Source organism: Occallatibacter sp., from assembly GCF_049510455.1.
Lineage (GTDB): Bacteria > Acidobacteriota > Terriglobia > Terriglobales > Acidobacteriaceae > Telmatobacter.
This window is the reverse complement of sequence record NZ_JBEKYX010000061.1, coordinates 11,472-34,076: the sequence shown is the minus strand read 5'-3', so window position 1 is coordinate 34,076 and position 22,605 is coordinate 11,472. Positions and strand designations below refer to the sequence as shown.

General features: G+C 58.2%; 16 protein-coding genes. 10 read left to right on the top strand and 6 right to left on the bottom strand.

The window, feature by feature from the left end:
• Both ABSG47_RS12845 and ABSG47_RS12840 read right to left on the bottom strand, forming a co-directional pair.
• Window positions 1–1,313: glycoside hydrolase family 3 protein (locus tag ABSG47_RS12845; protein WP_424170089.1), on the bottom strand; the 1,313-nt coding region annotated here is incomplete at its 3' end.
• Between the two features lie 258 nt (window positions 1,314–1,571).
• The gene (locus ABSG47_RS12840) at window positions 1,572–2,780 is read right to left on the bottom strand and encodes a DUF481 domain-containing protein (RefSeq protein WP_424170088.1); all 1,209 of its coding nucleotides are present in this window, start codon (window positions 2,778–2,780) and stop codon (window positions 1,572–1,574) included.
• 297 nt (window positions 2,781–3,077) lie between these two features.
• Here ABSG47_RS12840 and ABSG47_RS12835 point away from each other — a divergent pair, with 297 nt between their 5' ends.
• A complete protein-coding gene (locus ABSG47_RS12835) occupies window positions 3,078–4,409 on the top strand; it encodes a sugar porter family MFS transporter (RefSeq protein WP_424170087.1) in 1,332 nt (443 codons plus the stop codon).
• A gap of 72 nt (window positions 4,410–4,481) precedes the next feature.
• Here ABSG47_RS12835 and ABSG47_RS12830 read toward each other — a convergent pair whose 3' ends face one another.
• Window positions 4,482–5,663: a phytanoyl-CoA dioxygenase family protein gene (locus ABSG47_RS12830; RefSeq protein ID WP_424170086.1), complete on the bottom strand. Its 1,182-nt coding sequence runs from the start codon at window positions 5,661–5,663 to the stop codon at window positions 4,482–4,484.
• 161 nt (window positions 5,664–5,824) lie between these two features.
• On the opposite strand from ABSG47_RS12830, the gene ABSG47_RS12825 reads away from it, so the two are divergent.
• Window positions 5,825–8,599 (top strand): M48 family metalloprotease, encoded by a 2,775-nt coding sequence (locus ABSG47_RS12825; RefSeq protein WP_424170085.1) that lies wholly within the window; start codon window positions 5,825–5,827, stop codon window positions 8,597–8,599.
• Between the two features lie 147 nt (window positions 8,600–8,746).
• Here the strand turns inward: ABSG47_RS12825 and ABSG47_RS12820 are convergent, their stop codons facing one another.
• The gene (locus tag ABSG47_RS12820) at window positions 8,747–9,952 is read right to left on the bottom strand and encodes a S53 family peptidase (RefSeq protein WP_424170084.1); all 1,206 of its coding nucleotides are present in this window, start codon (window positions 9,950–9,952) and stop codon (window positions 8,747–8,749) included.
• Window positions 9,953–10,144: 192 nt separating this feature from the next.
• On the opposite strand from ABSG47_RS12820, the gene ABSG47_RS12815 reads away from it, so the two are divergent.
• From ABSG47_RS12815 to ABSG47_RS12795, 5 genes are all read left to right on the top strand, one after another.
• Window positions 10,145–11,755, top strand: coding sequence for a UbiD family decarboxylase (locus tag ABSG47_RS12815; protein WP_424170090.1), 1,611 nt, complete (start codon window positions 10,145–10,147; stop codon window positions 11,753–11,755).
• 46 nt (window positions 11,756–11,801) lie between these two features.
• The gene (locus tag ABSG47_RS12810) at window positions 11,802–12,278 is read left to right on the top strand and encodes a hypothetical protein (protein WP_424170083.1); all 477 of its coding nucleotides are present in this window, start codon (window positions 11,802–11,804) and stop codon (window positions 12,276–12,278) included.
• Window positions 12,275–12,652 (top strand): hypothetical protein, encoded by a 378-nt coding sequence (locus tag ABSG47_RS12805; RefSeq protein WP_424170082.1) that lies wholly within the window; start codon window positions 12,275–12,277, stop codon window positions 12,650–12,652. The genes ABSG47_RS12810 and ABSG47_RS12805 overlap by 4 nt, the downstream gene beginning before the upstream one ends.
• A gap of 2 nt (window positions 12,653–12,654) precedes the next feature.
• Window positions 12,655–13,554 (top strand): hypothetical protein, encoded by a 900-nt coding sequence (locus tag ABSG47_RS12800; protein ID WP_424170081.1) that lies wholly within the window; start codon window positions 12,655–12,657, stop codon window positions 13,552–13,554.
• Window positions 13,555–13,656: 102 nt separating this feature from the next.
• The gene (locus ABSG47_RS12795; protein WP_424170080.1) at window positions 13,657–15,099 is read left to right on the top strand and encodes a YXWGXW repeat-containing protein; all 1,443 of its coding nucleotides are present in this window, start codon (window positions 13,657–13,659) and stop codon (window positions 15,097–15,099) included.
• Window positions 15,100–15,182: 83 nt separating this feature from the next.
• On the opposite strand, the gene ABSG47_RS12790 is transcribed toward ABSG47_RS12795, so the two are convergent.
• Window positions 15,183–15,755: a hypothetical protein gene (locus ABSG47_RS12790; protein ID WP_424170079.1), complete on the bottom strand. Its 573-nt coding sequence runs from the start codon at window positions 15,753–15,755 to the stop codon at window positions 15,183–15,185.
• A gap of 37 nt (window positions 15,756–15,792) precedes the next feature.
• Between ABSG47_RS12790 and ABSG47_RS12785 the strand changes: the two genes are divergently transcribed.
• Complete coding sequence (locus ABSG47_RS12785) at window positions 15,793–16,260, top strand: NuoI/complex I 23 kDa subunit family protein (RefSeq protein WP_424170078.1); 468 nt, start codon at window positions 15,793–15,795, stop codon at window positions 16,258–16,260.
• A 75-nt stretch (window positions 16,261–16,335) separates the two neighbouring features.
• On the opposite strand, the gene metH is transcribed toward ABSG47_RS12785, so the two are convergent.
• A complete protein-coding gene (gene metH, locus ABSG47_RS12780; protein ID WP_424170077.1) occupies window positions 16,336–20,229 on the bottom strand; it encodes a methionine synthase in 3,894 nt (1,297 codons plus the stop codon).
• A 159-nt stretch (window positions 20,230–20,388) separates the two neighbouring features.
• On the opposite strand from metH, the gene ABSG47_RS12775 reads away from it, so the two are divergent.
• Together ABSG47_RS12775 and ABSG47_RS12770 are read left to right on the top strand one after the other, a co-directional pair.
• Window positions 20,389–21,816 carry a RapZ C-terminal domain-containing protein gene (locus tag ABSG47_RS12775; RefSeq protein ID WP_424170076.1) on the top strand — a complete coding sequence of 476 codons (1,428 nt, stop codon included), beginning with the start codon at window positions 20,389–20,391 and terminating at the stop codon, window positions 21,814–21,816.
• Window positions 21,813–22,583 carry a nucleotidyltransferase family protein gene (locus tag ABSG47_RS12770; protein ID WP_424170075.1) on the top strand — a complete coding sequence of 257 codons (771 nt, stop codon included), beginning with the start codon at window positions 21,813–21,815 and terminating at the stop codon, window positions 22,581–22,583. Before ABSG47_RS12775 ends, ABSG47_RS12770 begins: the two co-directional genes overlap by 4 nt.
• Window positions 22,584–22,605 lie beyond the last annotated feature (22 nt).

Sequence of the window (22,605 nt, the reverse complement as noted above, 5' to 3'; positions counted from 1 at the left end):
GTGGAACCCTGCGCGTAGAGGATGGGCGTGGATTTGAATTGCTGAGCCATGCCTTCGAGCGGAGTGACTGGGTTGAGGGGCGTGCCGACGTAGTTGCCGAGGATGGAGGTGAGCTGGTCGGCGGTGGGGCCGATGACGGCGATCTTTTTTGGCTTATTCAGCGGGAGAATGCCGTCGTTCTTGAGAAGTACGATGGATTTTTCGGCGGCTTTGAGGGACTTGGCGCGGTTGATTTCACCGGCTGTGACAGAGAAAGCGATTTTGTCGTTGGAATTCGATCCTTGCGGATCGAAGAGGCCGAGCAGGAAGCGGGCGGTGTAGAGGCGTTCGGCTGCTTGCGTGACCAGATCTTCGGTGACGAGGCCCTGCTTGACTGAGTCGGCGAGGCGGTTGAAGCCGGGAGTCCAGATGGAGCAGGAGAGATCGGTGCCGGCTTTGAGGGATTCGGCGGCGGCGTGCTCGATGTCGGGTTGCTGCTTGTGGCCCTGATAGACATCGACGATGGCGCCGCAGTCGGAGACGACGAAGCCTTTGAAGCCCCATGCGTCGCGGAGGTGGTCCTTGAGAAGCATCTGGTTGGTGCAGGCGGCGAACTTGTCGATGGAGTTGTAGGCGCACATGACGGAATCGACGTGACCCTGGGTGACAGTGGCGCGGAAGGCGGGCAGATAGGTGTCTTCGAGATCGTGGTTGGAGGGATCGACGTTGAAGCCGTGGCGAAGCTGCTCCGGGCCGGAGTGTACGGCAAAGTGCTTGCTGGTGGCGATGGCGCGGGGGTGGAGTGGGTCAGGGCCCTGGACGCCGCCGATGAAGGCGATGCCTAGCTGGCCGGTGAGGTAGGGGTCTTCGCCGTAGGTCTCCTGGCCGCGGCCCCAGCGGGGATCGCGGAAGATGTTGATGTTGGGCGACCAGAAGGTGAGACCGTAAAAGATGCGGTGATTGCCTTCGCGCTGCGCCTGGTTGTACTTGGCGCGGGCTTCCTCTGAGACTACGTCGCCCATGGTCTCCACCATGTTTCTATCCCATGTGGCGGCCATGCCGATGGCTTGCGGGAAGACGGTGGAGTAGCCGGCGCGGGCTACGCCGTGGAGGGCTTCATTCCAGGTCTGGTAATCGGGGATGCCGAGGCGCGGGATGGCGGTGGCCCAGTCCTCAAGCTGCGAGGCTTTTTCATCGAGGGTCATGCGGGAGACGAGATCGTGTGCGCGCTCGGCTGCGGGGAGTTTGGGATCGAGGTATTTGGGTGTTTGCGCGGCGGCGAATAGCGGCAGGGCGAGCAGGAATGCTGCAAAGGGCGAGCGGGAGTGCGGCACGGTCTTGATCCTCCGGGAATCTTTGGGACGCAAGAAACTGTACCGGATCAGGGGTGCTGGTGGCTAGGTTTATCGGTTTACTAAAGCAAATTACAGTTAGCAGACGACAAGGATAGTAGAAGAAAAGTAAATCCTTCGATTCGTTTCACGTGAAGCGTGAAACGAATCGAAGGATGAGGATTTTGGAGTTTGAGTGGTGCCGGGGCTGAAGCCCCGGCCTACCAGGCGCACATTTTGATTATTCGCTGTGGCCGGTCCTCAGTAGTACTTGGACTTGATGGCGTAGGTCAGGCCGAAGGTGAACTGGAAAGAATTGTTCAGGGTGGGCGGCAGGGTCGACGGTGGGTTGTTGAGGTAGGTGTCGAGGGTGCCGATGGAGAAGCTCAGATTCTTGTAGGCCGGGAAGGTGACGGCATTGGTTTCGTTGAAGCTCCAGGCGCTTGTCTCGTTCCATGCAGGAATGTAGCTAGCGGCCTGGATATAGCTTAAGAATTTGGTTTTGAGCTGGTAAGCGGCAGCGAAGGTGGAGCCGACCAGGTTATAACCGGGAGCGTTGGTGAAGTCCTGCTTTTCATACTGCACGGTGCCCTTGAGATCGAGCTCCTGTTTGGGAGTCTTGAGGACGGTGACGCCGAGACCGCCGCCGTAGATCTGCTGCAGGTGGAGATCAAGCGAAAAGTTGTGATCGAGAGCGAACTGGCCGAGTACAAAGATGCGTGGGGAGACGAACTCGTCGCGCTCGCCATCGGCGTGGATGATCCCGGATTTAATACTGTTGACGGGGACGACGGTGGGTGGCGAGGTGGTGTTGTCGGTGTAGGCCGGCTGGTTGATTTGGCCATACGAGGCGGCTAAGTTGAATGCCGTGCGGTTGCGCGTGGTGAGCCACGGCACATTAGGCACGGTGCGGATGAAGCTTGCGCCGGCGGAATATGTGTAGGCCTTGGTGGAAGCGTTGACGATGGTGGCGCCGGCGGTGACGGAGCCGTCCCAGGCATCAAAGAAGCCGGGTTCGCGACCGATCAGTTTGTCCACGGTGGGCTTGTCTACGATGAAAGCGGCGTTGGCTACCGGGATGGGCGCGGGAGCGTTGGAGCCGGTGAGTTTGACGGAGTTGTCTTCGACGTCGAGGGTGCCGCTAGGAACAATAGAGGCTTTCTTTCTGCCCGTTATTTCGACGCCCTTTGCAATGACGGAAAATTGCTGGTTGGAGTGCAATTCCTTGATCTTGTCCCAGGTGACGGTGACGTCGCCCACCATGTCGCTGTGGAAGGTGACGGAACCGCCGATGGATTTGAGGAGCTTGCCGTGGAGGGTGTCGCCGTTGGCGAGCACCAGGACGTCCGCAGGGGGCGGCGGAGTAGCGGGCTTGGCCGGAGTGGACTGACCGCTGAGAATGCCGGAGCCAAGAAGTGCGATTGCCGCGAGGCGCAGAAAGGCTGTTTTATGCGTGAAAACTATAGTCATCTGGGAGTTGACCTCACAAATATTTTAAAAATCTGAAATGCTAGCCCGAGCGAGCGTAGGAATCCTGTCGCGATTAGATGCAGGATTTGCGGTAAGTGTAATCGGGCGGCGAGTGAAAAAACGTGGATTGTGGATAAAACTAATTGCATTGAGACGGTGGGCTACAGAGACAATGCACGAAAAGCAGAAACGTATCATTATGTGCTGCTCACGGTGACAGTTTTTGCATTGAGACAGTAGGATGGGTTGGTATCGTTACCAAACGGTGAGCAAATATCAAAAAATTGAAGGACAGCGATGCGACCGAACCTGAACCTAATGAAGGCTACGCTGACGGGAGCGCTGGGCGGGCTTCTTTTCGGCTTTGACACGGTGGTGATTTCCGGTGCGATTGACGCGCTGGTGAAGCTGTACGGCCTGAGCCCGAGCGGCAAGGGCTGGACGGTGGCGATTGCGCTGATTGGGACGGTGATTGGCTCACTGGGCGCGGGGCATGCGGGACAGAGGCTGGGCGGACGCGAGACGCTGCGGATTACGGCGGTTCTGTACATTGTGTCGGCGGTGGGAAGCGCGCTGGCATGGAACTGGCCGGTGCTGATGGTGTTTCGATTCATCGGCGGACTTGGGATCGGGGCTTCGAGCGTGCTGGGGCCGGTATATATTGCCGAGCTGGCGCCGGCGAAGTGGCGTGGGCGGCTGGTGGGTGCGTTTCAGTTCAATATTGTGCTGGGAATTCTGATTGCGTACACGTCGAATTACTACATTCGGACGCTGGGGCTGGGGGCCAATGAGTGGCGCTGGCAGGTAGGCGTGGCGGCGATTCCGGCGGTGGGATTTCTGATACTGCTGTTCGGGATTCCGAGAAGCCCGCGGTGGAGTGTTTCGCAGAACCGGATCGATGAAGCTCTGTCGATTCTGAAGCTGATGGGCGATCCGAATCCCGAGGGGGAACTCGAAGATATTCGCATGGCGCTGAAGCAGGAACATGCTTCGGAGCGGGAGCCGGTGTTTCAGTGGAAGTATCGCTATCCGCTGTTTCTGGCAATTACGATTGGGCTCTTCAATCAGCTTTCGGGAATCAACTCGATTCTGTATTACCTGCCGAGTATTTTTACGAGCGCGGGGTTTACGCTGATCTCCGGTGACAGGCAGGCGATTCTGATTGGATTTACGAATCTTGTGTTTACCGTGGTGGGCATGGGATTCATCGACAAGCTGGGGCGCAAGACGCTGCTGCTGATTGGAGCGGTGGGTACGGCGGCTTGTTTGGCTGCGGTTTCGTGGCTGTTTATCACTGGCGCGCATTCAGGGGCGCTGGTGTGGCTGTTTGTGACTTACATTGCGTTTTTTGCGCTGAGCCAGGGCGCGGTGATCTGGGTGTATATCGGCGAGGTATTTCCGAACTCGGTGCGCAGCAAAGGGCAGGGAGTGGGAAATGCAAGCCACTGGGTGATGAATACGATTCTGCAACTGGTGTTTCCGGTAGTTGTGGCGAATGTGAGCAGGAGCGCGCCGTTTACGTTCTTTGCGGCGATGACCGTGGTGCAGTTCTTCGTGGTGCTGTTTACGTATCCGGAGACGCGGGGGCAGTCGCTGGAGGAGCTGCAGAGGAAGTTGTTGAAGGCCTAGACAGAACTGGAAGGTGCGCTGCGATTCTGGATCAGTTTCTGCCGAAGGCGATTTCCACTCGTCCAGGTCTGCTCAGTACACCAGCATGGGAATCTCTTGCTCAATCAGTTCCATGATCGTTGTATAACGAAGTCGCTTTTCAGGACTTTCAGCCTTCTCCGCCTGCGCGGCCAGCTCGGCCACAGAAGGCTTTAGACGCAAAGGCAAATCGCGCCAATAATACTTCAAATCTTCATGCGTCCAGTCCGCATAGGTGGCTTCCCAGGTTCGTCCGCCTTTAGCCCGGTTGGGAAAGACGATCTCGAGCGGTGAGACGGCTTCGTCATAGCTTTGAAACCGGCAATCCACCGAACAACGGAGCTGGTTGGAGGTACTCAGCGTGGATCTATGCACCGCCAAGCTGTGAAAAATTACCACATCTCCTGCATCGATCCGCCCGCCAACCCAATCGCCTCCCGGGGCTGTTTCCGGCTTGATGTATCCGTCGTTGCATAGAAGCCCAAAAAGGTGCGACCCTTCCTTGATCTCAAGCGTCCCTTGTCCCTGCAGGCAGTCATGCATCGGCATCCACGCTGTATAGCTTTCGGGGCTTCCTGCAATTCCCGAGTTGTCCTGATGCGCATGCAAAAGGGCGGGCTCGCAGTTCGGGAAGATGATCCGTGCAAAGGGCTTGGGATGTACTAAAAGGCGCGGCCCCACAAGTAGCTTCATCACATCGGTCAGTACCGGATGATGCGTTAACGCATGGAGTCGCTCCAAGCAGAACGCGCGAGTTGCGGCCTGCTTATATTTTGGCTCTGGATCGAAGCATGCCATGACGGGATTTGCGATGCGGTCCGATGGTGTGGACCCTTCGATCATCCAGCCCTCGTCTGATGCAATGCCGATCATATCGCTGAGGAGCCTGTCCAAGTCCTCTTTCGGCATCAGGTCTCGGATGAATACGTATCCGTAAGTCTCCATCTCACTTTTGAGAGATACGGCATCCATATCTTTAGCGAAGATCGTGCGAAATGATTTCATTAGATCACCATGAATAATATTTTCGATGCAGCTTATGTTACTCCCTAGAGGCGGGATAGCCGTCATCTCTATGTCATTAGATTGTCTCAATCTGTTGGCGATGGTTATGTTCGGACGGTTACGTTTATTCCTGAGACGAATACTTAGCTGGTGCTGACTGCGACGCAGTTCTTCTTCGTGGTGCTGTTTGCTTATCCGGAGACGCGGGGACATTTGCTGGAGGAGTTGCATAGGAGGCTGTTGAAAGCCTAGTGATTGGTGGGTAAGAACGTTGCGATTCTAGGGGGGGGTATTCCCACTCCTTGCTGTTTTTGACCCACAAAAAGAGAGTGAGAGTGCTGCCGGTTTCGTGCTAGGATGTCTCATCCTTCAAGCCATTTCTGGAAAACTCTATGTACGTTTCCCGTTCGCTTCTTTGCCTGTGTGTTCTTTTCATTGCGGGTTCGATTGCAGCTCAGCAATCTGCCTGCACGCTTCCTGAACCCCAATACAAGGTCAACAAGCCGAATATCTTCTCTGAGCAGCAGGAACAGTGGCTGGGGGAGGTTCAGGCGGATCAGCAGGACTCAGAGTATTACCTGCTGCCTGACAAGGACTCCGCGGAGCTGGCACGGATTGGCCAGAAGCTGCTGGCGCAGTTGCCGCCGACGGCGATTCACTTCACGTTTCGCGTGTACCTGTCAGACGAGGCGAATGCGTTTTCGACGTCAGGCGGTTATGTGTATGTAAGCAGCAAGTTGATCACAGATGCGCGGAGCGAGGATGAAGTTGCGGGGGTGCTGTCGCATGAGATTGGGCACATTTATACCCATGTGACGGCTATTACGTTCACGCGCGAGCTGAAGACGCTGATGAACGTTACGGCGGTGACGGATAAAGCGGATATCGCGGAGAAGGTGCAACTGCTGATCAATGCACCGTGGAAGACCAAAGCCAGTGAGACCTGGGATGACGCGGACAAGGCCGAGGTGCAGGCTGATAGCGTCGGCTTATATGCGCTGGCGCGCGCGGGGTACTCGCCGCCGGCATTTGTTCAGAGCCTGGACCGGCTTTCCGACAACCGTGGACGAAGTGTTTCGTTCTTTCGCGCGCTGAGCGGAGCGGATACGTCACTGATTGCGCGGGTGAGAACGGCGCACAAGTTGTCGGATTCGCTTTCGGCGGCATGCAAGTCGTCACAGTCTTCGTCATCGCCGAGCTTTCTGGATTTCCAGAAAAAGCTGCGCGGCGATTCCTTTCACTGGCAGGTGGATGCGACATCGGGGCTGAAGTCTGTTGTGCTGACGCCACCGATCCGGCCTTCGCTGGACGAGGTTCGCTTTAGCCCGGACGGCAACTACGTGCTGGCGCAGGAAGAGAGCGCGGTGCATGTGCTGAGCCGCAATCCGCTCAAGCTATTGTTCACGATTGATGCGGAGAATGCGGAGGCGGCGCAATTTTCGCCTGATTCCACGCGGGTGACGATCCGCTATGGCTCCATGCGCGTGGAAACGTGGAACGTGGCTACGCATGAGCGGGAGAGCGTGCATGAACTGATCGATTACACGGGCTGCCCGGTACACAGTCTTTCGCCGGACGGGAGGACGTATGTGTGCATCAACTCCGGCGAGAAGGGGATTGGCCTGACGTTTATCGATGTAGATAGCGAAAAGATTTACTACGAAAACAAGAAGTGGGATGAATATCCGCCGTATTGGGAGTCAGTGAGGATTTTCTATACGCCTGACGGGCATACGATGCTGATTGTTGCTGGCGCGAGCAAAGCCCTGGCCTACGACCTCGATCGCCGGATGCCGATTGCGCTTCGCGGGTCTTTGACCGACATTTACCTGGGGCGCGTTGCGTTTGTGGGATCGAACAAGATTGCGTTTACATGCGGAAAGACGCAGCAACAGAAGACAGGCGGTTTTTTGATGCCGGTGTGCGTGGCGAACTTTCCGACAGGTGAAAAACTTGGGCAGTTTATGCTGGGCGACCAGTGGCTGGAGCAGACAACGCACGGCGACGATGTGCTGGTCGGACCGCTGGGCGATAATCCCGCAGTGCTTTTTGAAGCGGCTGCGGGCAAGCCCACCGCGGTGTTCAAAATGACGGCCGTGGATGTTTATGACTCGACCTATGCGAGCGAGACGCCGATGGGCCAGATTGTGGTGAAGGATTTGGGAGGGGCTCAGGGACATGCTGTCGATTTGCCTGTCCGGCCGCTTTCGCCGATTGCGGCGGGAGATTTCAGTCCTGATGGGAAGTATCTTGCTTACTCAAACGGCTCGCGCGGGGTGGTGTGGGATTTGTCCAGCAATTCGCTTGTGACCGTGACGCGGCCTTTCACCTCAATGAAATTTACGGATAGCAATCAAATTCTGATGCGGCTGAAGATGGCGCATCAGAAGGCGGGTGCGATTGTTTCGTTTGATCCGGCGACGAAGAAGAGCACAGATGGCGCGAAGTTCGAAAAGTATCAGTCGATTTCCGGGGGCGTGATCACAACACTGGAAGTACTGGACAAGAACAATTCCGGAAGCTCGTGGAATACGGTGCTCCATGTTCAGGATCCGATCACAGGCGCGGAGCTGTGGCAAAAAAAGTTTCCGCACAATACGCCGGATATTTATGGGACGAATGACGGTTCACTGATGATGGTGACGAACCTGCTTTCCGAGACCGGAGAAAGCGAAGAGGGCCACAATGGGGCCAAGCTGGTGAAGACCAGCGACACGATGAAGGAGTGGGTGCAGTCAGGGCTGCTGGTGGAGATTGTGAACGCGCGTACTGGGGAAATTCAGCGGGTGCTGCATACACCGACACGGCCGGGGGACGATGATGCGCGCTGGGTTGCGGTGTATGGCGACTATGCGGCGGTGCATGGGAACGTGAACAACACGGTGGTGTACCGGGTCTCAGACGGGGTGCGGACGGCGGCGTTTTATGGACGTGTGCTGGCGGGAGACGGCAAGATGGGCCTGCTGGCGGTGAATAATCGCGACCAGGAGATGATTGTGTACAACGCGGCGAATGGCGCTGAGGTGATGCGTGTGACGCTGGATCATTTGCCGCGTGCCGCGCGGTTTATTCCGGCGACGAATACGCTGCTGGTGCTGACGGCGACGCAACGGGTGTATTCGATTCCGCTGGCGGATGCGAAGACGATGACGGTGAAAAGCAGGTAATGAGGGAACGAGAAACCAAATACAAAAGCAGGTCCTTCGCTCCGCCTGAAAACGCTCAGGATGACACAGCTTACTTTTGTGTTGCCCATCCTTGCGCGATGAGGCTGAACAATGAGGCTGCGCAAGGATTGGCAACCGCTTCGATTCTTACGACTGGGTTGAGGGGAACAATGCGGCGATGGCGGTGCCGATGGGGACGCCGATGCCGCTGCAGGGGTCTGGGCCTACCGCTGCGTCGTAGTAGCCGTTTGAACCCTGGGTGATGTCAGTAAAGGCTGACTGGTTTGCCCAGAGGATAGGGGTGACGAATCCCTGCGTGGCGCCGGTGGCACTCAGGCCGAGCTTGGTTCCGAAGGATGCGAAGAGACCGGCGTAGAGCGGGGCTACGGCTGAGGTGCCGCCGACGACGGTGGATGCGCCGTGGACGTACATCTGATAGCCGGTGTTGGGGTCGGCGTTGGCTGAGATGTCTGGGACCATGCGGCCGGTGCCGTATTGCGTGCCGCTGGGTGCAAGCGGTGCGTTGATCTGCCAGGACTGCACGGGGAAGATGGTGGAGTAGCCGCCGCCGGTGCCTTCGCCATTGGTCTGGCCCGGGTTGTCGTTCCAGACGATCTCGCTGGTCTGGGTTTTGGTAGTTCCGCCGCAGCCGATGACGTGCGGGCAGGAGGCAGGGCAATCGACGTTTGCGGCTGAGGAGCCGCCGTCTGAGGAGTCGTTGTCGCCGGCGGCGCCAAAGACGACGATGCCTGCGGTTGTGGCGGCTTGTGCGGCGGAGTCCATTGCTTCCGCGGCGGTTGTGCCCCAGGAGGCTTCGTCCGCTCCCCAGGAGATGGTGATGACATCGACGCCATCGGAGGTAGCCTTTTGCACGGCTGTGGCGATGTCCTGCGACCAGTACATGCGAATGGTGGCTGCCTGGCCGGTGGCTGCGTAATAAGAGGCGCCGGCGACCTGGATGTCGAGGGCGACTTCGTAATCGGGGTCATCGGCCGAGCCGACGGACTGGTTGGGGTCATTCGTAGTGCCGTCGACGGAGACATCGGTGATGCTGGGCGTGGGTTGATTGATGGACTGGAAGTAGGCGTCCATGTCGGACTGGACCCAGCCGCCGCCGAGTTCGACGATGCCTATGACGCCGCCGCCGGCGAGGTTTGTGGGCCAGTTATAGGCGGCGGTGAGGTCAGGGACGCTCCAGGTGGTGGTGCTGGACTTGCGGGCTGCGCGCGCGCCGGCAGAGAAGACTTTGCGGCGCTTGAAGTAGGGGCGGATTGGGTAGTCTTGTGCGGCGTGGCGAGTATGAGTTGTATGGACGGCGTGACGAGATGAGGGCGATTTTGGGGTGGTGCTCATGACGGTCTCCTTTTACGGAACTGCTGTTGGACGGGCGGAGAGTTTAAAGGAATGTCAAAGAGATAGTGATATTGGTGAAGCGGTCGTTACGTAAGACGAAAATATCGCGCCGGAGCATTTGCGTTGCAATAGTACCAAGTTTGAGGTGGGATGTGAGTTTTAATATGGAGGTTGTTACTGAGGGAGATGGCATTGGCATACGAGGATCTGCGCGACTGGATTAAGACGCTGGAGAAGCATGGCGAGTTGAAGCGCATTCGAGAAGAGGTTTCTCCGGAGCTGGAGATGACTGAGATTACGGATCGCGTTTCGAAGAGCAAAGGCGGCAAGCATGGGGATGGCGGGCCGGCGCTGCTGTTTGAGAGCGTGAAGGGTTTTCCGGGTCAGACGGTGCTGATGAACCAGTTTGGCAGCGAGCGGCGGATGGCGTTGGCGCTGGGCGTGAATAAGGTGGATGAAATTGCCGAGCGCATCAGTGGGCTGATCAACATGAAGCCTCCTACGGGCGGCTTTCTGGACAAGCTGAAGATGCTGCCGCAACTGGGCGAGCTGACGAATGCATTCCCGAAGACGGTGAGCGCGAAAGATGCGGCTTGCAAGGAAGTGATTCTGAAGGACGGCTTCGATCTGAATGCGTTTCCGGTTTTGAAGTGCTGGCCGCAGGATGGCGGGCGGTTTATTACGCTGCCGTGCGTGATTACGTGCGACCCGAAGACGGGCAAGCGCAACATGGGCATGTACCGGATGCAGGTATATGACGGGCAGACTACGGGGATGCATTGGCAGCGGCAGAAGGTGGCGGCGGAGCACTATCGCAATGCGCTGAGAGCGGTTGCGGCGGCGAACGCGAGCGGCGATGTGCGGACGGCGAGTGTGGCTGCTATGGCGGAGAGTGCTGGCGGGACTGTGACTATTCCCGATGGACCGATAGGTGGGTTGCCGCAGGTGGCGCTGGGGAATCTGAAGGGGTCGCGATTGGAAGTGGCGGTTGCGATTGGGACTGATCCGGCGACGACCTTTGCGGCGATTGTGCCTGCGCCGCCAGAGGTGGAGGAGTTTCTGATTGCGGGATTTCTGCGCGGCAAGCCGCTGGAGATTGTGAAGTGCGAGACGGTCGATCTCGAAGTGCCGGCGCAGGCGGAGATTGTGCTGGAGGGTTATGTGGAGCTGGGCGAGATGCGGACGGAGGGTCCGTTTGGTGACCACACCGGCTTTTACACGATGGAGGATGAGTATCCGGTCTTTCATCTGACGGCGATTACGCACAGGAAAAATCCGATTTACGCGGCGACGATTGTGGGCAAGCCTCCGATGGAGGATGCGTGGATGGGCAAGGCTGTGGAGCGGATTTTTCTGCCGGCGATGAAGATGCAGATTCCCGAGCTGGTGGACATCCATTTGCCGGTGGAGGCCGTCTTTCATAACCTGATGATTGTTTCGATACGGAAGAGTTATCCGGGGCAGGCGCGGAAGGTGATGAACGCGATCTGGTCACTGGGGCAGGCGATGTTTACCAAGTGCGTGATTGTGGTGGATGAGGATTGCGATGTGCAGGACCTTGGCGAGGTGACGCTGCGGGTGGCGAATAACATAGATCCAGAGCGCGATGTTCAGTTCACGCTGGGGCCGGTGGATTCGCTGGATCATGCTTCGCGGCTGCCGAATTATGGATCGAAGATGGGCATTGATGCGACGCGAAAGTGGAAGGCTGAGGGATTTGAGCGGACGTGGCCGGCGATGATTGAGATGGACGCGGAGACTAAGAGGCGGGTGGATACGCTGTGGGCGAAGCTGGGAATTTAGCCAACTCATTATTCGCGGTATTCTGTTAGTTAAGAAGGACCGAGCCATGCATGACTTATTCGATTGGACCAACTCTGGAGTTGGTGTAGCAGGATTGGCGCTGACAGCCGGCGCGATTTGGCAGGCAACCGGTGCAAAGAAGGCTGCGATTGACGCGAAGAATTCGGTCTACCAACGCAACGTTGCGAATGCAATGGTAGAAATTGTTCGGATCGCTGAACAGTTAAACATTTCCGTTTTGTATGAGCGCCATACTGAAGCGGGAATTCAGTTGCGCGAACTGATGTTTCGGATTCCCAGAGATCGGGAGGAGTTTGCCGATATTCTCGCGGCGGATGCGGATAGACTGAGGAATGTCGAATCAAGTTGCAGACGATGGGCAGACTTTCTCGGTACGGGTCAATTCCCGTTGAATGCAGAAGCTAAGAAGCTCCTGATTAGCGAGACATTGAATACCGTTCAGGAGTTGAGCGCCATCCAAGGACGGCTTCGCCGAATGATCGATGGGGAGGAAAAGCGATGAACGAGCGGATCGATCAACTTGCTCAAGAGCTCTTGACAAAGACCCGCGACCACAAACTTTGGTGGCGGATCATGGCCAACCCTTTGGGACGGGATGAGTTTTCGGTCGACCTGGAAGAAGGGTATAGTTTCCACATTTGGTTGATCGTATCCGGGGATAACCGCGCGATAACACTTCAATTGTGGAAAGACGGACGTCCAATTTTGGATTCATTCGCCAATAACTGGCCTGCAATGTCGAACGGGGAGATCGATCAGGAGCGTATCAAGAAATTTCGAGCTTACAGCGACCTCTTTGACGCAGTTCGCGAAAGTGTCTATGGCGGAGAGGAAACAATCGGTAAAGTCGAGCAGCTTTTAAGGAAAATTGGCTGAAGATGCAGTGGTTTCGACTTATTGCGCTCTTTGCTCTCCTATGCACGATTCTGGATGGAGGACAACTTGGAGCACAATCCGACACCTTTCGCTGGGTGGACTTCCATCCGGATGGCTCAGGTGAGAGCAAGGACCAGGACGTTATTTTGTGGGTGACGCGGGCGCTGCAGGGAGAGAAGTGGACTGCGATTCGCGAGATTGGCGTGCTGTATGACGCGGCGCTGGTGGTGACGACGGAGCGCGGGGACTCAGGCGCTTCGCCGGCGAACGATGCGTTTCACGTCTGGAGTGTGTCGCTGAAGAACAAGATGGTGACGAGCATCCTGAAGGGCGTAAATCTGCGCTGGCAGGAGCCGATTCAGTTTGCTCCGGGTGGGGCGCGTGAATTGACGGTGCTGTACGACGACTGCAGAGAGTGCGCGGCGACGACTTACTTTACGGCTCTGTACTACGACGCGACGCAGCATACTTTTGCCGCGCGGTGGATGCGAGGCGAACAGACGCTGCCGGTGTGGACAATGGCGGTGGGGCAGGGTGTGACGGAGACGCAAGTGTATGCGGTGCTGCCGGGGACAGATGGTGGCGAGTTTCTGGGAGCGTGGAGTCATTTCGATTTCGGCACGCAGAAGCCGGCGCAGGATTATGTGTTTCGCTACGATCGTGACCCACAGCGGGGGCTGGAGCGGACGCAATCGCTGAGCGGAAAGGATGCTGAGGCGATGAAGGATCGGCTTTGCAGCGCGCAGGTGCCGGCGGGTGGCATGGCGCGCGGACAGGAGTCTGAAATGTGCCAGCAGAGGTTGCACCCGGATGCTAAGCCGCAGCGCAGGGTGGTGACGACACCGCCGGCGAATAACCAGGGAAAGTCGTTTCCGCCGGGGGCGAAGCCAGCGCATAACTAAGCATTTACGGCGTGTCTAAATGATTGGAGAATGGCGAGCCCGATGCACAGATACAACAGATAAAATCACGCGGGCATCCAAACTCCTGGAAAGGTAGATTATATGAAGCTATATTTGAAACCGGTGTTTTTCGTTCCACTTTCGGTGGCTCTCACGCTGTATATCGCTGGTTGCAAGAGCGGCCAGAATCCAGACAACGCAAATACTTCTAATCCAACTCAGGATCAACAACAGACTGCGGATGCGAGCTCGACGGAAGACCCGGCGAATGCGAATGTGGTCCCAATATCGAACACCAGTACGACCTCCTCAGGAGCTGCGCCTACGCAGGTAGCACCTGCTGCTGCGCCAACTGCAATGACGGCAAGTGCGGGAAGCGGTGCGGGAGATTCGTATCAGGCTCCGACCGCGACTACAGTGGCAAGCACGTATCCCGATTCTGAGTACAACGCGGATACAGGGTATGGGCAGGAGGCAGAAACTTACGCGCAGCAGCCGCCTCCGGAGCTGCCGACGTATCAACAGCCGGCATGCCCGGGCGATGGATACATCTGGACGCCGGGCAACTGGAACTATACGTCAGCGGGCTATTACTGGGTGCCGGGTGCGTGGGTAAATGCTCCGTACCAGGGCGCGCTGTGGACGCCGAGTTACTGGGGCTATCGTAGCGGGAGGTATGCATATTATCCCGGCTACTGGGGGCGCCATATTGGCTATTACGGCGGCATTAATTATGGCTTTGGGTATGTGGGATCTGGCTACCAGGGCGGCTACTGGAATGGCAACAACTTTGCGTATAACCGCACGGTGAACAACATCAACACGACCGTGGTGAGGAATGTGTACTCGTATAACGTGCGCAACGTAACGGTGAACAATGTGAGCTACAACGGCGGGCCGGGTGGAGTGACGTACCGTCCGCATCCGTCGGAGTTGGTTGCGCTTCATGAGCGGCATACTCCGCCGATGGCCGCGCAGGTGCAGTTGGTTCGGGATGCACAGGTTAACCGGAACAACTTTGTATCAGTGAACCGCGGCCGGCCGGAGATGGCGGTGGCGAGCCGTCCGTTGGAAGCAGATAAGCATGTGGCTCCTCCGCCGATGATTCACTATGCGGCAGTGCGGCCCGAGCAGCGTGTGGCTGCGCCGGGGCAGCGCGCGGCGGAGGCGCAGCAGCGGCCCGGTGAACCAGCGCGCCCCGGAGAGCCTGCACAGGCGCGACCCGAGCAGCAGACTCCGCAGCAACGCGCGGAGCAGCAGCGCCAAGACCAGCAGCAGAAGACGGAACAGATGCATCAGCAACAGCAGCAAAAGGTTGATCAGCAGAAGCAAGTGCAGCAGCAGAAGAAGGCTGAACAGGGTCGCCAGGAACAGCAGCCGCGAGTCGCGCAACAGAAGCAGGCTCAGCAGCCGAAGACCGAGCAGATGCATCAGCAACAGCGGACTGAACAACAACACCAGCAGCAACATCAGCAACAGGAGCGCAAGCCGCAGGAAAAGCCGCAGCCGAAGCCGCAGCGCCCGGAGGAAAAGCATCCGCAGTAAAAAAGTCAGATCAAGACGAGAGCCTGCCGGGAATGATTCCGGCAGGCTTTTTTCTGCGGCGCTTTTGCTGCGCGCCGGTTAAGTTATTCGGCGTGGAGGACGCGAATGGCGACGAGATTACGAACCCAGCGCGCGGGGTGCTTTTCGCCGGTGGCGACCAGCTGGAAGGGGCCGTTGTCGGCGATGGGTTTGCCGGCGAGAGTGTCAGCTACGATGACGGTTCCATCGTGGATGTAAGGCGTGATTTCAGCGATGGAGTAGACGACGACGTAGCCGTCGGAGCCTTCGGCTTCAATGTACAGGCGAAAGTCTTTTCCCTTTGGCTGATCGGTGACGCCGAGTGGTTTAAGGAGTTCGATGAGCGGGACGCCGGAGAAGGTCTGGTTGGCGTTAGCGTGGCCGTTGAAGACAGTGATGGTGGTGTGAGGCAGGGCGGCTAGTTTTTCTGGCGTGAATTCAGCCGATTGCGCGCCTATGGTGATTTTGAGCGGGCTGGCCGGGCCTGCGGGTTTGTCGCTGTGGTGCATTGGGCCCATCTCCTGCGTGGAACTGGGAGCGGGCGGGTTCTGGGATTGGGACCAGGCAGACATGGAGACAGCGACCAGCGCGGCGAAGATTGTAATTTTCTGAGTGAGCCGTGAAGCAGAATGAGACATTACGGAACTCCTTCGGCATTCATCGTATACTGTGAGCATGTCGATCGTGCGGAACATTGCTGCCATTGCCAAGGGCATGAGCATCACCTTCGGGGAGATGCTGCAGCCGACGACGGTGGAGAACTATCCGGATGGGCCGGGGCCGCTGCGCGGCGCGAAATTTGAACAGCGTTTTCGCGGAGCGCATGTGCTGCAGCGCGATGAGAACGGCCTAGAGAAATGCGTGGCGTGCTTTCTGTGCGCCGCGGCTTGCCCTTCGAACTGCATTTATATCGAAGCGGACGAGAATACGGCCGAGAAGCGGATTTCGTCGTCTGAGCGGTATGCGAAGGTTTACAACATCGACTACAACCGCTGCATCTTCTGCGGCTACTGCGTGGAGGCTTGCCCGACGGATGCGATTACGCATGGGCATGGGTTTGAGCTGGCCACGCTGAATGCTACGAACCTTATCCAACGCAAGGAAGACATGCTGGTGCCGGTGGCGGCGCTGACGGCGAAGTAGGCACACTCCGCTCAGGCGGCGCGTTGTGTGCGCCGCGCGCAGCTCTATGGGAACCTGCATGAGAACCTGGGCGGATTAAGACGGATCGTAGTTGAGATTTGGTCCGAGCCAGCGCTCGGTTTCAGAGAGAGTCATGCCTTTGCGCGCGGCGTAGTCTTCTACCTGGTCGCGTCCGATTTTGCCGAGCGAGAAGTAGCGCGACTCCGGATGTGCGAAGTACAGACCACTGACGCTGGAGCCGGGCCACATGGCGAAAGATTCCGTGAGCAGGATGCCGGTTTTTTCTTCGACATCGAGAAGATTCCAGAGAGTGCCTTTTTCCGTGTGGTCCGGGCTGGCGGGGTAGCCGGGCGCTGGGCGGATGCCGCGATAGTTCTCGTGGATGAAGTCTTCAGGCGAGAGGTTTTCGGCGCGACCATAGCCCCACTCGTCGCGCACGCGCTTGTGGAGGCACTCGGCGAAGGCTTCTGCCAAGCGATCTGCTACGGCTTCAGCCATGATGGCGTTGTAATCGTCGTGTTCGGATTTGTATTTTACGACGAGCTCTTTGAGGCCGAAGCCGCTGGTGACGGCGAAGCCGCCGATGTGATCGGCGAGGCCGGTTTCCTTGGGCGCGATGAAGTCAGTTAACGAGCGGCAGGGTTCGTTGCCGCCGTGATCGGTTTGCTGGCGGAGATTGCGGAAGATGGAGAGGACTTCGGTTCGCGATTCATCGGTGTACAACTCAATATCATCGCCGAGGGCGTTGGCGGGGAAGAAGCCGTAGATAGCGCGCGCGGTGATGAGATTTTCAGCGATGAATTTGTCGAGCAGTTTGTTGGCGTCGGCGAAGATTTTGCGGGCTTCCTCGCCTTGCCTGGGGTCATCGAGGATGCGCGGGTAGACGCCTTTCAGCTCCCATGTATGGAAGAAAGGCGTCCAGTCGATGTACTGGCGGAGTGTGGCGAGAGGGAAGTTGTCGAGGACGCGGACGCCGGTGAATTCAGGCTGCGGGATGTCTTCGGCGCGCCACTCGATGGGGGTGCGGCGGGTGCGTGCTTCCGTGATGGAAAAGAGCTTCTGTTTTGGCGCGGCGTGGGCCTTGCGCAGGGCTTCGTAATCAGCGTTGTGTTTCTCGACGAAGGCGGCTTTACCGTCTTCGCTGAGCAGGGTGGTGGTGACGGGTACGGCGCGGCTGGCGTCAAGGACGTGTACGACGGGCTGGCTGTAGTGGTGCGCGATTTTAACGGCGGTGTGCGCGCGGCTGGTGGTGGCTCCGCCAATGAGTAGAGGAACTTTGAAGCCGGTGCGCTCCATCTCGCGAGCGACGTGAACCATCTCGTCGAGTGAGGGCGTGATGAGGCCGCTGAGGCCGATTATGTCGGCCTTGATTTCCCTGGCGCGCTCGAGAATTTTTTCGGCAGGGACCATGACGCCCATGTCGATGACTTCGTAGTTATTGCATGCGAGGACGACGCCGACGATGTTCTTGCCGATGTCGTGCACGTCGCCTTTGACGGTGGCGAGAACGATCTTGCCTTGTGTCTTGATCTCGTAGCCCTGTGCTGCGAGCGAGGCTTTCTCGGCCTCCATGAAGGGTGTGAGGTATGCGACGGACTTCTTCATGACGCGCGCAGATTTGACGACCTGCGGAAGGAACATTTTGCCTGCGCCGAAGAGATCTCCGACGACGGACATGCCGGCCATGAGCGGACCTTCAATGACGGCGAGCGGGCGGCCAAGCTTGGCGCGCGCTTCTTCTGTGTCCTGGTTGATGAACTCGTCGATGCCTTTGACGAGGGCATGCGAGAGACGCTCTTCGACTGTGCCGTTGCGCCACTCTTCGGCTTTCTTTTCTGCTGCTGCACCGGCGCTGCCGCCTTCGGCCTTGAGCTTTTCGCCGAGTTCGACGAGACGCTCTGTTGCGTCAGGGCGGCGATTGAGGAGGACATCTTCGACGAGAACCTTCAGCTCCGGCTCGATCTCCTCGTAGACCTCAAGCATGCCGGCGTTGACGATGCCCATGTCCATGCCGGCGCCGATGGCGTGATAGAGGAATGCCGAGTGCATGGCTTCGCGGACCTTGTTGTTGCCGCGGAAGCTGAACGAAATATTTGACACGCCGCCTGAGACCTTGGCGTGAGGGAGGTTCTGCTTGATCCAGCGCGTGGCGTTGATGAAATCGACGGCATAGTTGTTGTGCTCCTCCATGCCGGTGGCAACGGTGAGAATGTTGGGATCGAAGATGATGTCCTCGGGTGGAAAGCCGACTTCATTGACGAGGATGTCATAGGCGCGCTTGCAGATGCGGATCTTTTCCTCGAAAGAGGCAGCCTGGCCCTGCTCGTCGAATGCCATGACGACGACGGCTGCGCCGAACTTGAGGACCGTGGCGGCGCGCTCGCGGAATTTTTCTTCGCCCTCTTTGAGCGAGATGGAGTTGACGATGCCTTTGCCCTGGAGGCAGCGCAGGCCGGCTTCAATGACCTCCCACTTGGAGGAGTCAACCATGAAGGGGGCTTTGGCGACTTCAGGCTCCGAAGCCAGGAGGAGCAGGAAGCGCGTCATGGCGGCGACGCCGTCGATCATGCCTTCGTCCATGCAGATGTCAATCACGTTTGCGCCGTTCTCAACCTGTTGGCGGGCGACGGCGACGGCTTCTTCGTACTTGCCTTCTTTGATGAGCCTGGCGAATTTGGGCGAGCCTGCTACGTTAGTGCGCTCGCCGATCATGATGTAGGAGCCGGGCTGTTGGGTGAAGGGCTGCGAGCCGGAGAGTCTGAGAGGCTTAACCGCTTCGACCTGCGGCTGCAGAGCGGCATGGTGGAGCACGGCTTCCGGCAGCGGACGCGGAGGCAGGTTTTCGAGCGCCTTGGCGATGGCGGCGATGTGTTCCGGCGTGTTGCCGCAGCATCCGCCGGCGATGTTGATGAGGCCGCCGTGCGCGAACTCGCCGAGATACTTGCCCATGTCGGGCGGACCGAGATCGAAGCCGGTGGGCGAGAGCGGATTGGGCAGGCCGGCGTTGGGGTAGCAGGAGACGGCAGCCTGGGCTTTCTGCGATAGCTCGGAGAGGAACGGATACATGAGGTCCGGGCCGAGTGAGCAGTTGAGGCCGACAGAAAGCGGGCGGACATGCTCGACTGCGTTCCAAAAGGCTTCGACGGTTTGCGCGGAGATCATGGTTTCCCCGCCGCGACCGACGGCAGCGGAGATCATGATGGGGAGTTCACGCGGTGTTCCGCTGAGGCCACCTTCATCGAAGACCTCGCGGATGGCGACGAGTGCGGCTTTGGCGTTGAGCGAATCAAAGATGGTTTCGACGAGCAGGGTATCGACGCCGCCGGCGATGAGCGCGCGGGTTTGATGCTTGTACGCGTCGCGGACCTGATCGAAGGTGACAACGCGGAAGCCGGGGTCGTCGGCGTCGGGCGAGTTGGAGAGCGAGACCGTAAGCGGGCCGATGGCTCCGGCGACGAAGCGCGGGCGGCCTGTCTCTGCTGCGACCTTGTCGGCCCAGTAGCGGCACTGGCGCGCGGACTCGAAGTTGATCTCCCAGGCGAGATCGTTGAGGAACTTGTCGTCGATGATCTTTTGATAGAAGGCTGGGTCTTTGCGGCCGCCGTGCTCGCGGGGGTCATCGACGAAGAACTCGCTCTGCGAGATGGAGGTTGCGCCGAAGGTGTTGGTCTCGATGATGTCCGCGCCGGCCTCGAGGAAGCGGCGGTGGATGTCGCCGATCATTTCAGGCTGGGTGAGCGAGAAGATGTCGCCGTTGTTGAGGAGGTCTTTTGGGGCGTCTTTGAAGCGCTCGCCGCGGATGTGGGCTTCCGTCATGTTGTAGGTACGGATGGTGGTGCCCATGGCGCCATCGATGATGGCGATGCGGGTGGCGAGAAGCTGGATGAGCGGGTGATCCTGCGCGCTGGTGGCGACACGATTTGTGTTAGATTTCGTAGCTTGCGGGCCTGTGAGCGCAGGAGACGTCATATCTCCATGATAGCGAAGTAGTCAAATTGCCCAGGCGGAAGGTTTGTCATTCGGGTTCCAGGCGAGTGGCTGACGTGGAGCAAAACCTTGCGCCGTGGAAGGCTGCGCCGCTATCTTCATGGGAAGCAGCAATCGACTTTTCCCCCGGAAAAAGCAAGCATGGAAGTTCTCAAGCGCCTTTTCGAGCAGCATTTTCATACCCAGCCGGAGCACGTCCGGGCATTGCAGGGACAACTTGGCGGATCTGGCCGCGTGATTGTGCGGCTCACCGGCGGAGAGACGAGCGCGATTGGCGTGCTGGGTCCGGTGCGCGAGGAAAACCAGGCGTTTCTGGAGTTTTCAAAGCACTTTCGGCGGCGTGGGCTGCCGGTTCCGGAGATTTATGCCGAGGATCTTGGGCACGGCGCATACATTGAAGAGGACCTGGGCGATGTAACGCTGTTCGATTATCTGAATGCGCATCGCAATGGCGAGGAGCTTGCGCCGGAGGCGATGGATGCGTATCGCAAGGCTGTGGCGGAGCTGCCGCGCTTCCAGGTGGAGGCGGGCGGGGACTTGAATTACAAGGCCTGCTATCCGCGGGCGAGCTTTGACCGGCAATCGATCAACTGGGACCTGAATTATTTCAAGTACTACTTTTTGCGGCTGGCGGGGATTCCGTTTAACGAGCAGGCGCTGGAGGATGATTTCAGCAGGCTGACGCGTTTTCTGCTGACGGCTCCGCATGATTATTTTCTGTATCGAGATTTTCAGTCGCGGAACATCATGCTGCGCAATGGGAAACCGTACTTTCTGGATTACCAGGGCGGGCGCAAGGGCGCGCTGCAGTATGACATTGCTTCGCTGCTCTTTGATGGCAAGGCGGACTTGCCGCCGGCGGCGCGTGAGTTGCTGCTGAACGATTATCTGGATGCGCTGGCGAACTATATTCCGCTGGACCGCGCGGCGTTTCTGCATCACTACTATGCGTATGTGTACGTCAGGATTCTGCAGGCGCTGGGCGCGTATGGGTTCCGTGGATTTTATGAGCGCAAGCCGCATTTTCTGCAGAGTGTGCCGTACGCGCTGAAGAATCTTGAGTGGCTTGCGGCGAATGTGAAGCTGCCGATTGCGCTGCCGAGTCTGCTGGATGCGTTGGCGGGAATGTCGAAGTCAGAGAAGCTGAAAGGGCTTGGCGACACGACTCATGGGCTGACGGTGCGGGTGTTCAGCTTCAGCTTTCATCGCGATGCGCCGAAGGATGAGTCGGGCAATGGCGGCGGGTTTATTTTCGATGCGCGGAGTTTGCCGAATCCGGGACGCGAGGAGCGGTTCAAGAAGCTGACGGGCAAGGATGAGCCGGTGAAGGAGTACCTGAACGCTCAGGGACAAGTGCATAGTTTTTTTGAGAATGCGGCGGCGCTGGTGGATTCGGCAGTGACGAATTATCGCGAGCGCGGATTCTCAAACCTGATGGTGAGCTTTGGATGTACTGGTGGGCAGCACAGGAGCGTGTTTCTGGCCGAGGAACTGGCAAAGCATTTGCGGGGGCAGGCTGGTGTGCAGGTGGCGTTGAAGCACGTGGAGCTGGAGAAGATGGGGCGGTGACAGTTTCAGCTATCACGGTTCCGAAGCGGGCGATGGTGCTGGCCGCTGGGCTGGGCACGCGGCTGAGGCCGCTGACGAATGACAGGCCTAAAGCTCTGGTGGAAGTGGCGGGACGAACGCTGCTTGAGATTACGCTGACACGGCTGAAAAGCTTTGGCGTGGAAGACGTGATTGTGAACACGCACCACTTTGCGGAGATGGTGGAGAGCTATCTTGCGGCGCATGGCGGCTTTGGGATGCGGATTGCGATTTCTCGCGAAGACGTGCTGCTGGATACGGGCGGCGGGTTGAAGAAGGCGGCTTGGTTTCTGCGCGATTCGGGTGAGCCTTTTTTTCTGCACAATGTGGATGTGCTGAGCGAGATTGATCTGGCTGCGATGGCGCGGCTGCATGCGGAGCAGGGTGCGCTGGCGACGCTGGCGGTGCAGGCGCGGGAAACTTCGAGGCCGCTGTTGTTCGATGAACATGATGAGCTGTGCGGGCGGGTGCTAAAGGATGGCGAGCGTGAGATGGTTTGGCCTGTTGCAGATGCAGAGGCGCTGGCGTTTGCGGGGATCCATGTGATTTCGCCGCGGATCTTTGATTTGCTGAATGAGGATGGAGTGTTTTCGATTATCCCTGAGTATCTGAGACTCGCGGGGGGGCTGGCTGCGGCTGGCGAGAAGATTGCGGCGTATCGCGTGGATGGGGCGTATTGGCGCGACATGGGCAAGCCGGAGAGCATTGCTGCGGCGGAGCGGGATGTGGCTGCGGGGTTGATCGGCTAGATTTTATTGAAACGAGATTCAG

What these genes read in the sequence shown, in the direction of transcription:
- ABSG47_RS12840 (WP_424170088.1), bottom strand. Translation starts at nt 2,780, where the DNA reads ATGACTATAGTTTTCACGCATAAAACAGCCTTTCTGCGCCTCGCGGCA.
- ABSG47_RS12835 (WP_424170087.1), top strand. Translation starts at nt 3,078, where the DNA reads ATGCGACCGAACCTGAACCTAATGAAGGCTACGCTGACGGGAGCGCTG.
- ABSG47_RS12830 (WP_424170086.1), bottom strand. Translation starts at nt 5,663, where the DNA reads ATGCAACTCCTCCAGCAAATGTCCCCGCGTCTCCGGATAAGCAAACAG.
- ABSG47_RS12825 (WP_424170085.1), top strand. Translation starts at nt 5,825, where the DNA reads ATGTACGTTTCCCGTTCGCTTCTTTGCCTGTGTGTTCTTTTCATTGCG.
- ABSG47_RS12820 (WP_424170084.1), bottom strand. Translation starts at nt 9,952, where the DNA reads ATGAGCACCACCCCAAAATCGCCCTCATCTCGTCACGCCGTCCATACA.
- ABSG47_RS12810 (WP_424170083.1), top strand. Translation starts at nt 11,802, where the DNA reads ATGCATGACTTATTCGATTGGACCAACTCTGGAGTTGGTGTAGCAGGA.
- ABSG47_RS12805 (WP_424170082.1), top strand. Translation starts at nt 12,275, where the DNA reads ATGAACGAGCGGATCGATCAACTTGCTCAAGAGCTCTTGACAAAGACC.
- ABSG47_RS12800 (WP_424170081.1), top strand. Translation starts at nt 12,655, where the DNA reads ATGCAGTGGTTTCGACTTATTGCGCTCTTTGCTCTCCTATGCACGATT.
- ABSG47_RS12795 (WP_424170080.1), top strand. Translation starts at nt 13,657, where the DNA reads ATGAAGCTATATTTGAAACCGGTGTTTTTCGTTCCACTTTCGGTGGCT.
- ABSG47_RS12790 (WP_424170079.1), bottom strand. Translation starts at nt 15,755, where the DNA reads ATGTCTCATTCTGCTTCACGGCTCACTCAGAAAATTACAATCTTCGCC.
- ABSG47_RS12785 (WP_424170078.1), top strand. Translation starts at nt 15,793, where the DNA reads ATGTCGATCGTGCGGAACATTGCTGCCATTGCCAAGGGCATGAGCATC.
- metH (WP_424170077.1), bottom strand. Translation starts at nt 20,229, where the DNA reads ATGACGTCTCCTGCGCTCACAGGCCCGCAAGCTACGAAATCTAACACA.
- ABSG47_RS12775 (WP_424170076.1), top strand. Translation starts at nt 20,389, where the DNA reads ATGGAAGTTCTCAAGCGCCTTTTCGAGCAGCATTTTCATACCCAGCCG.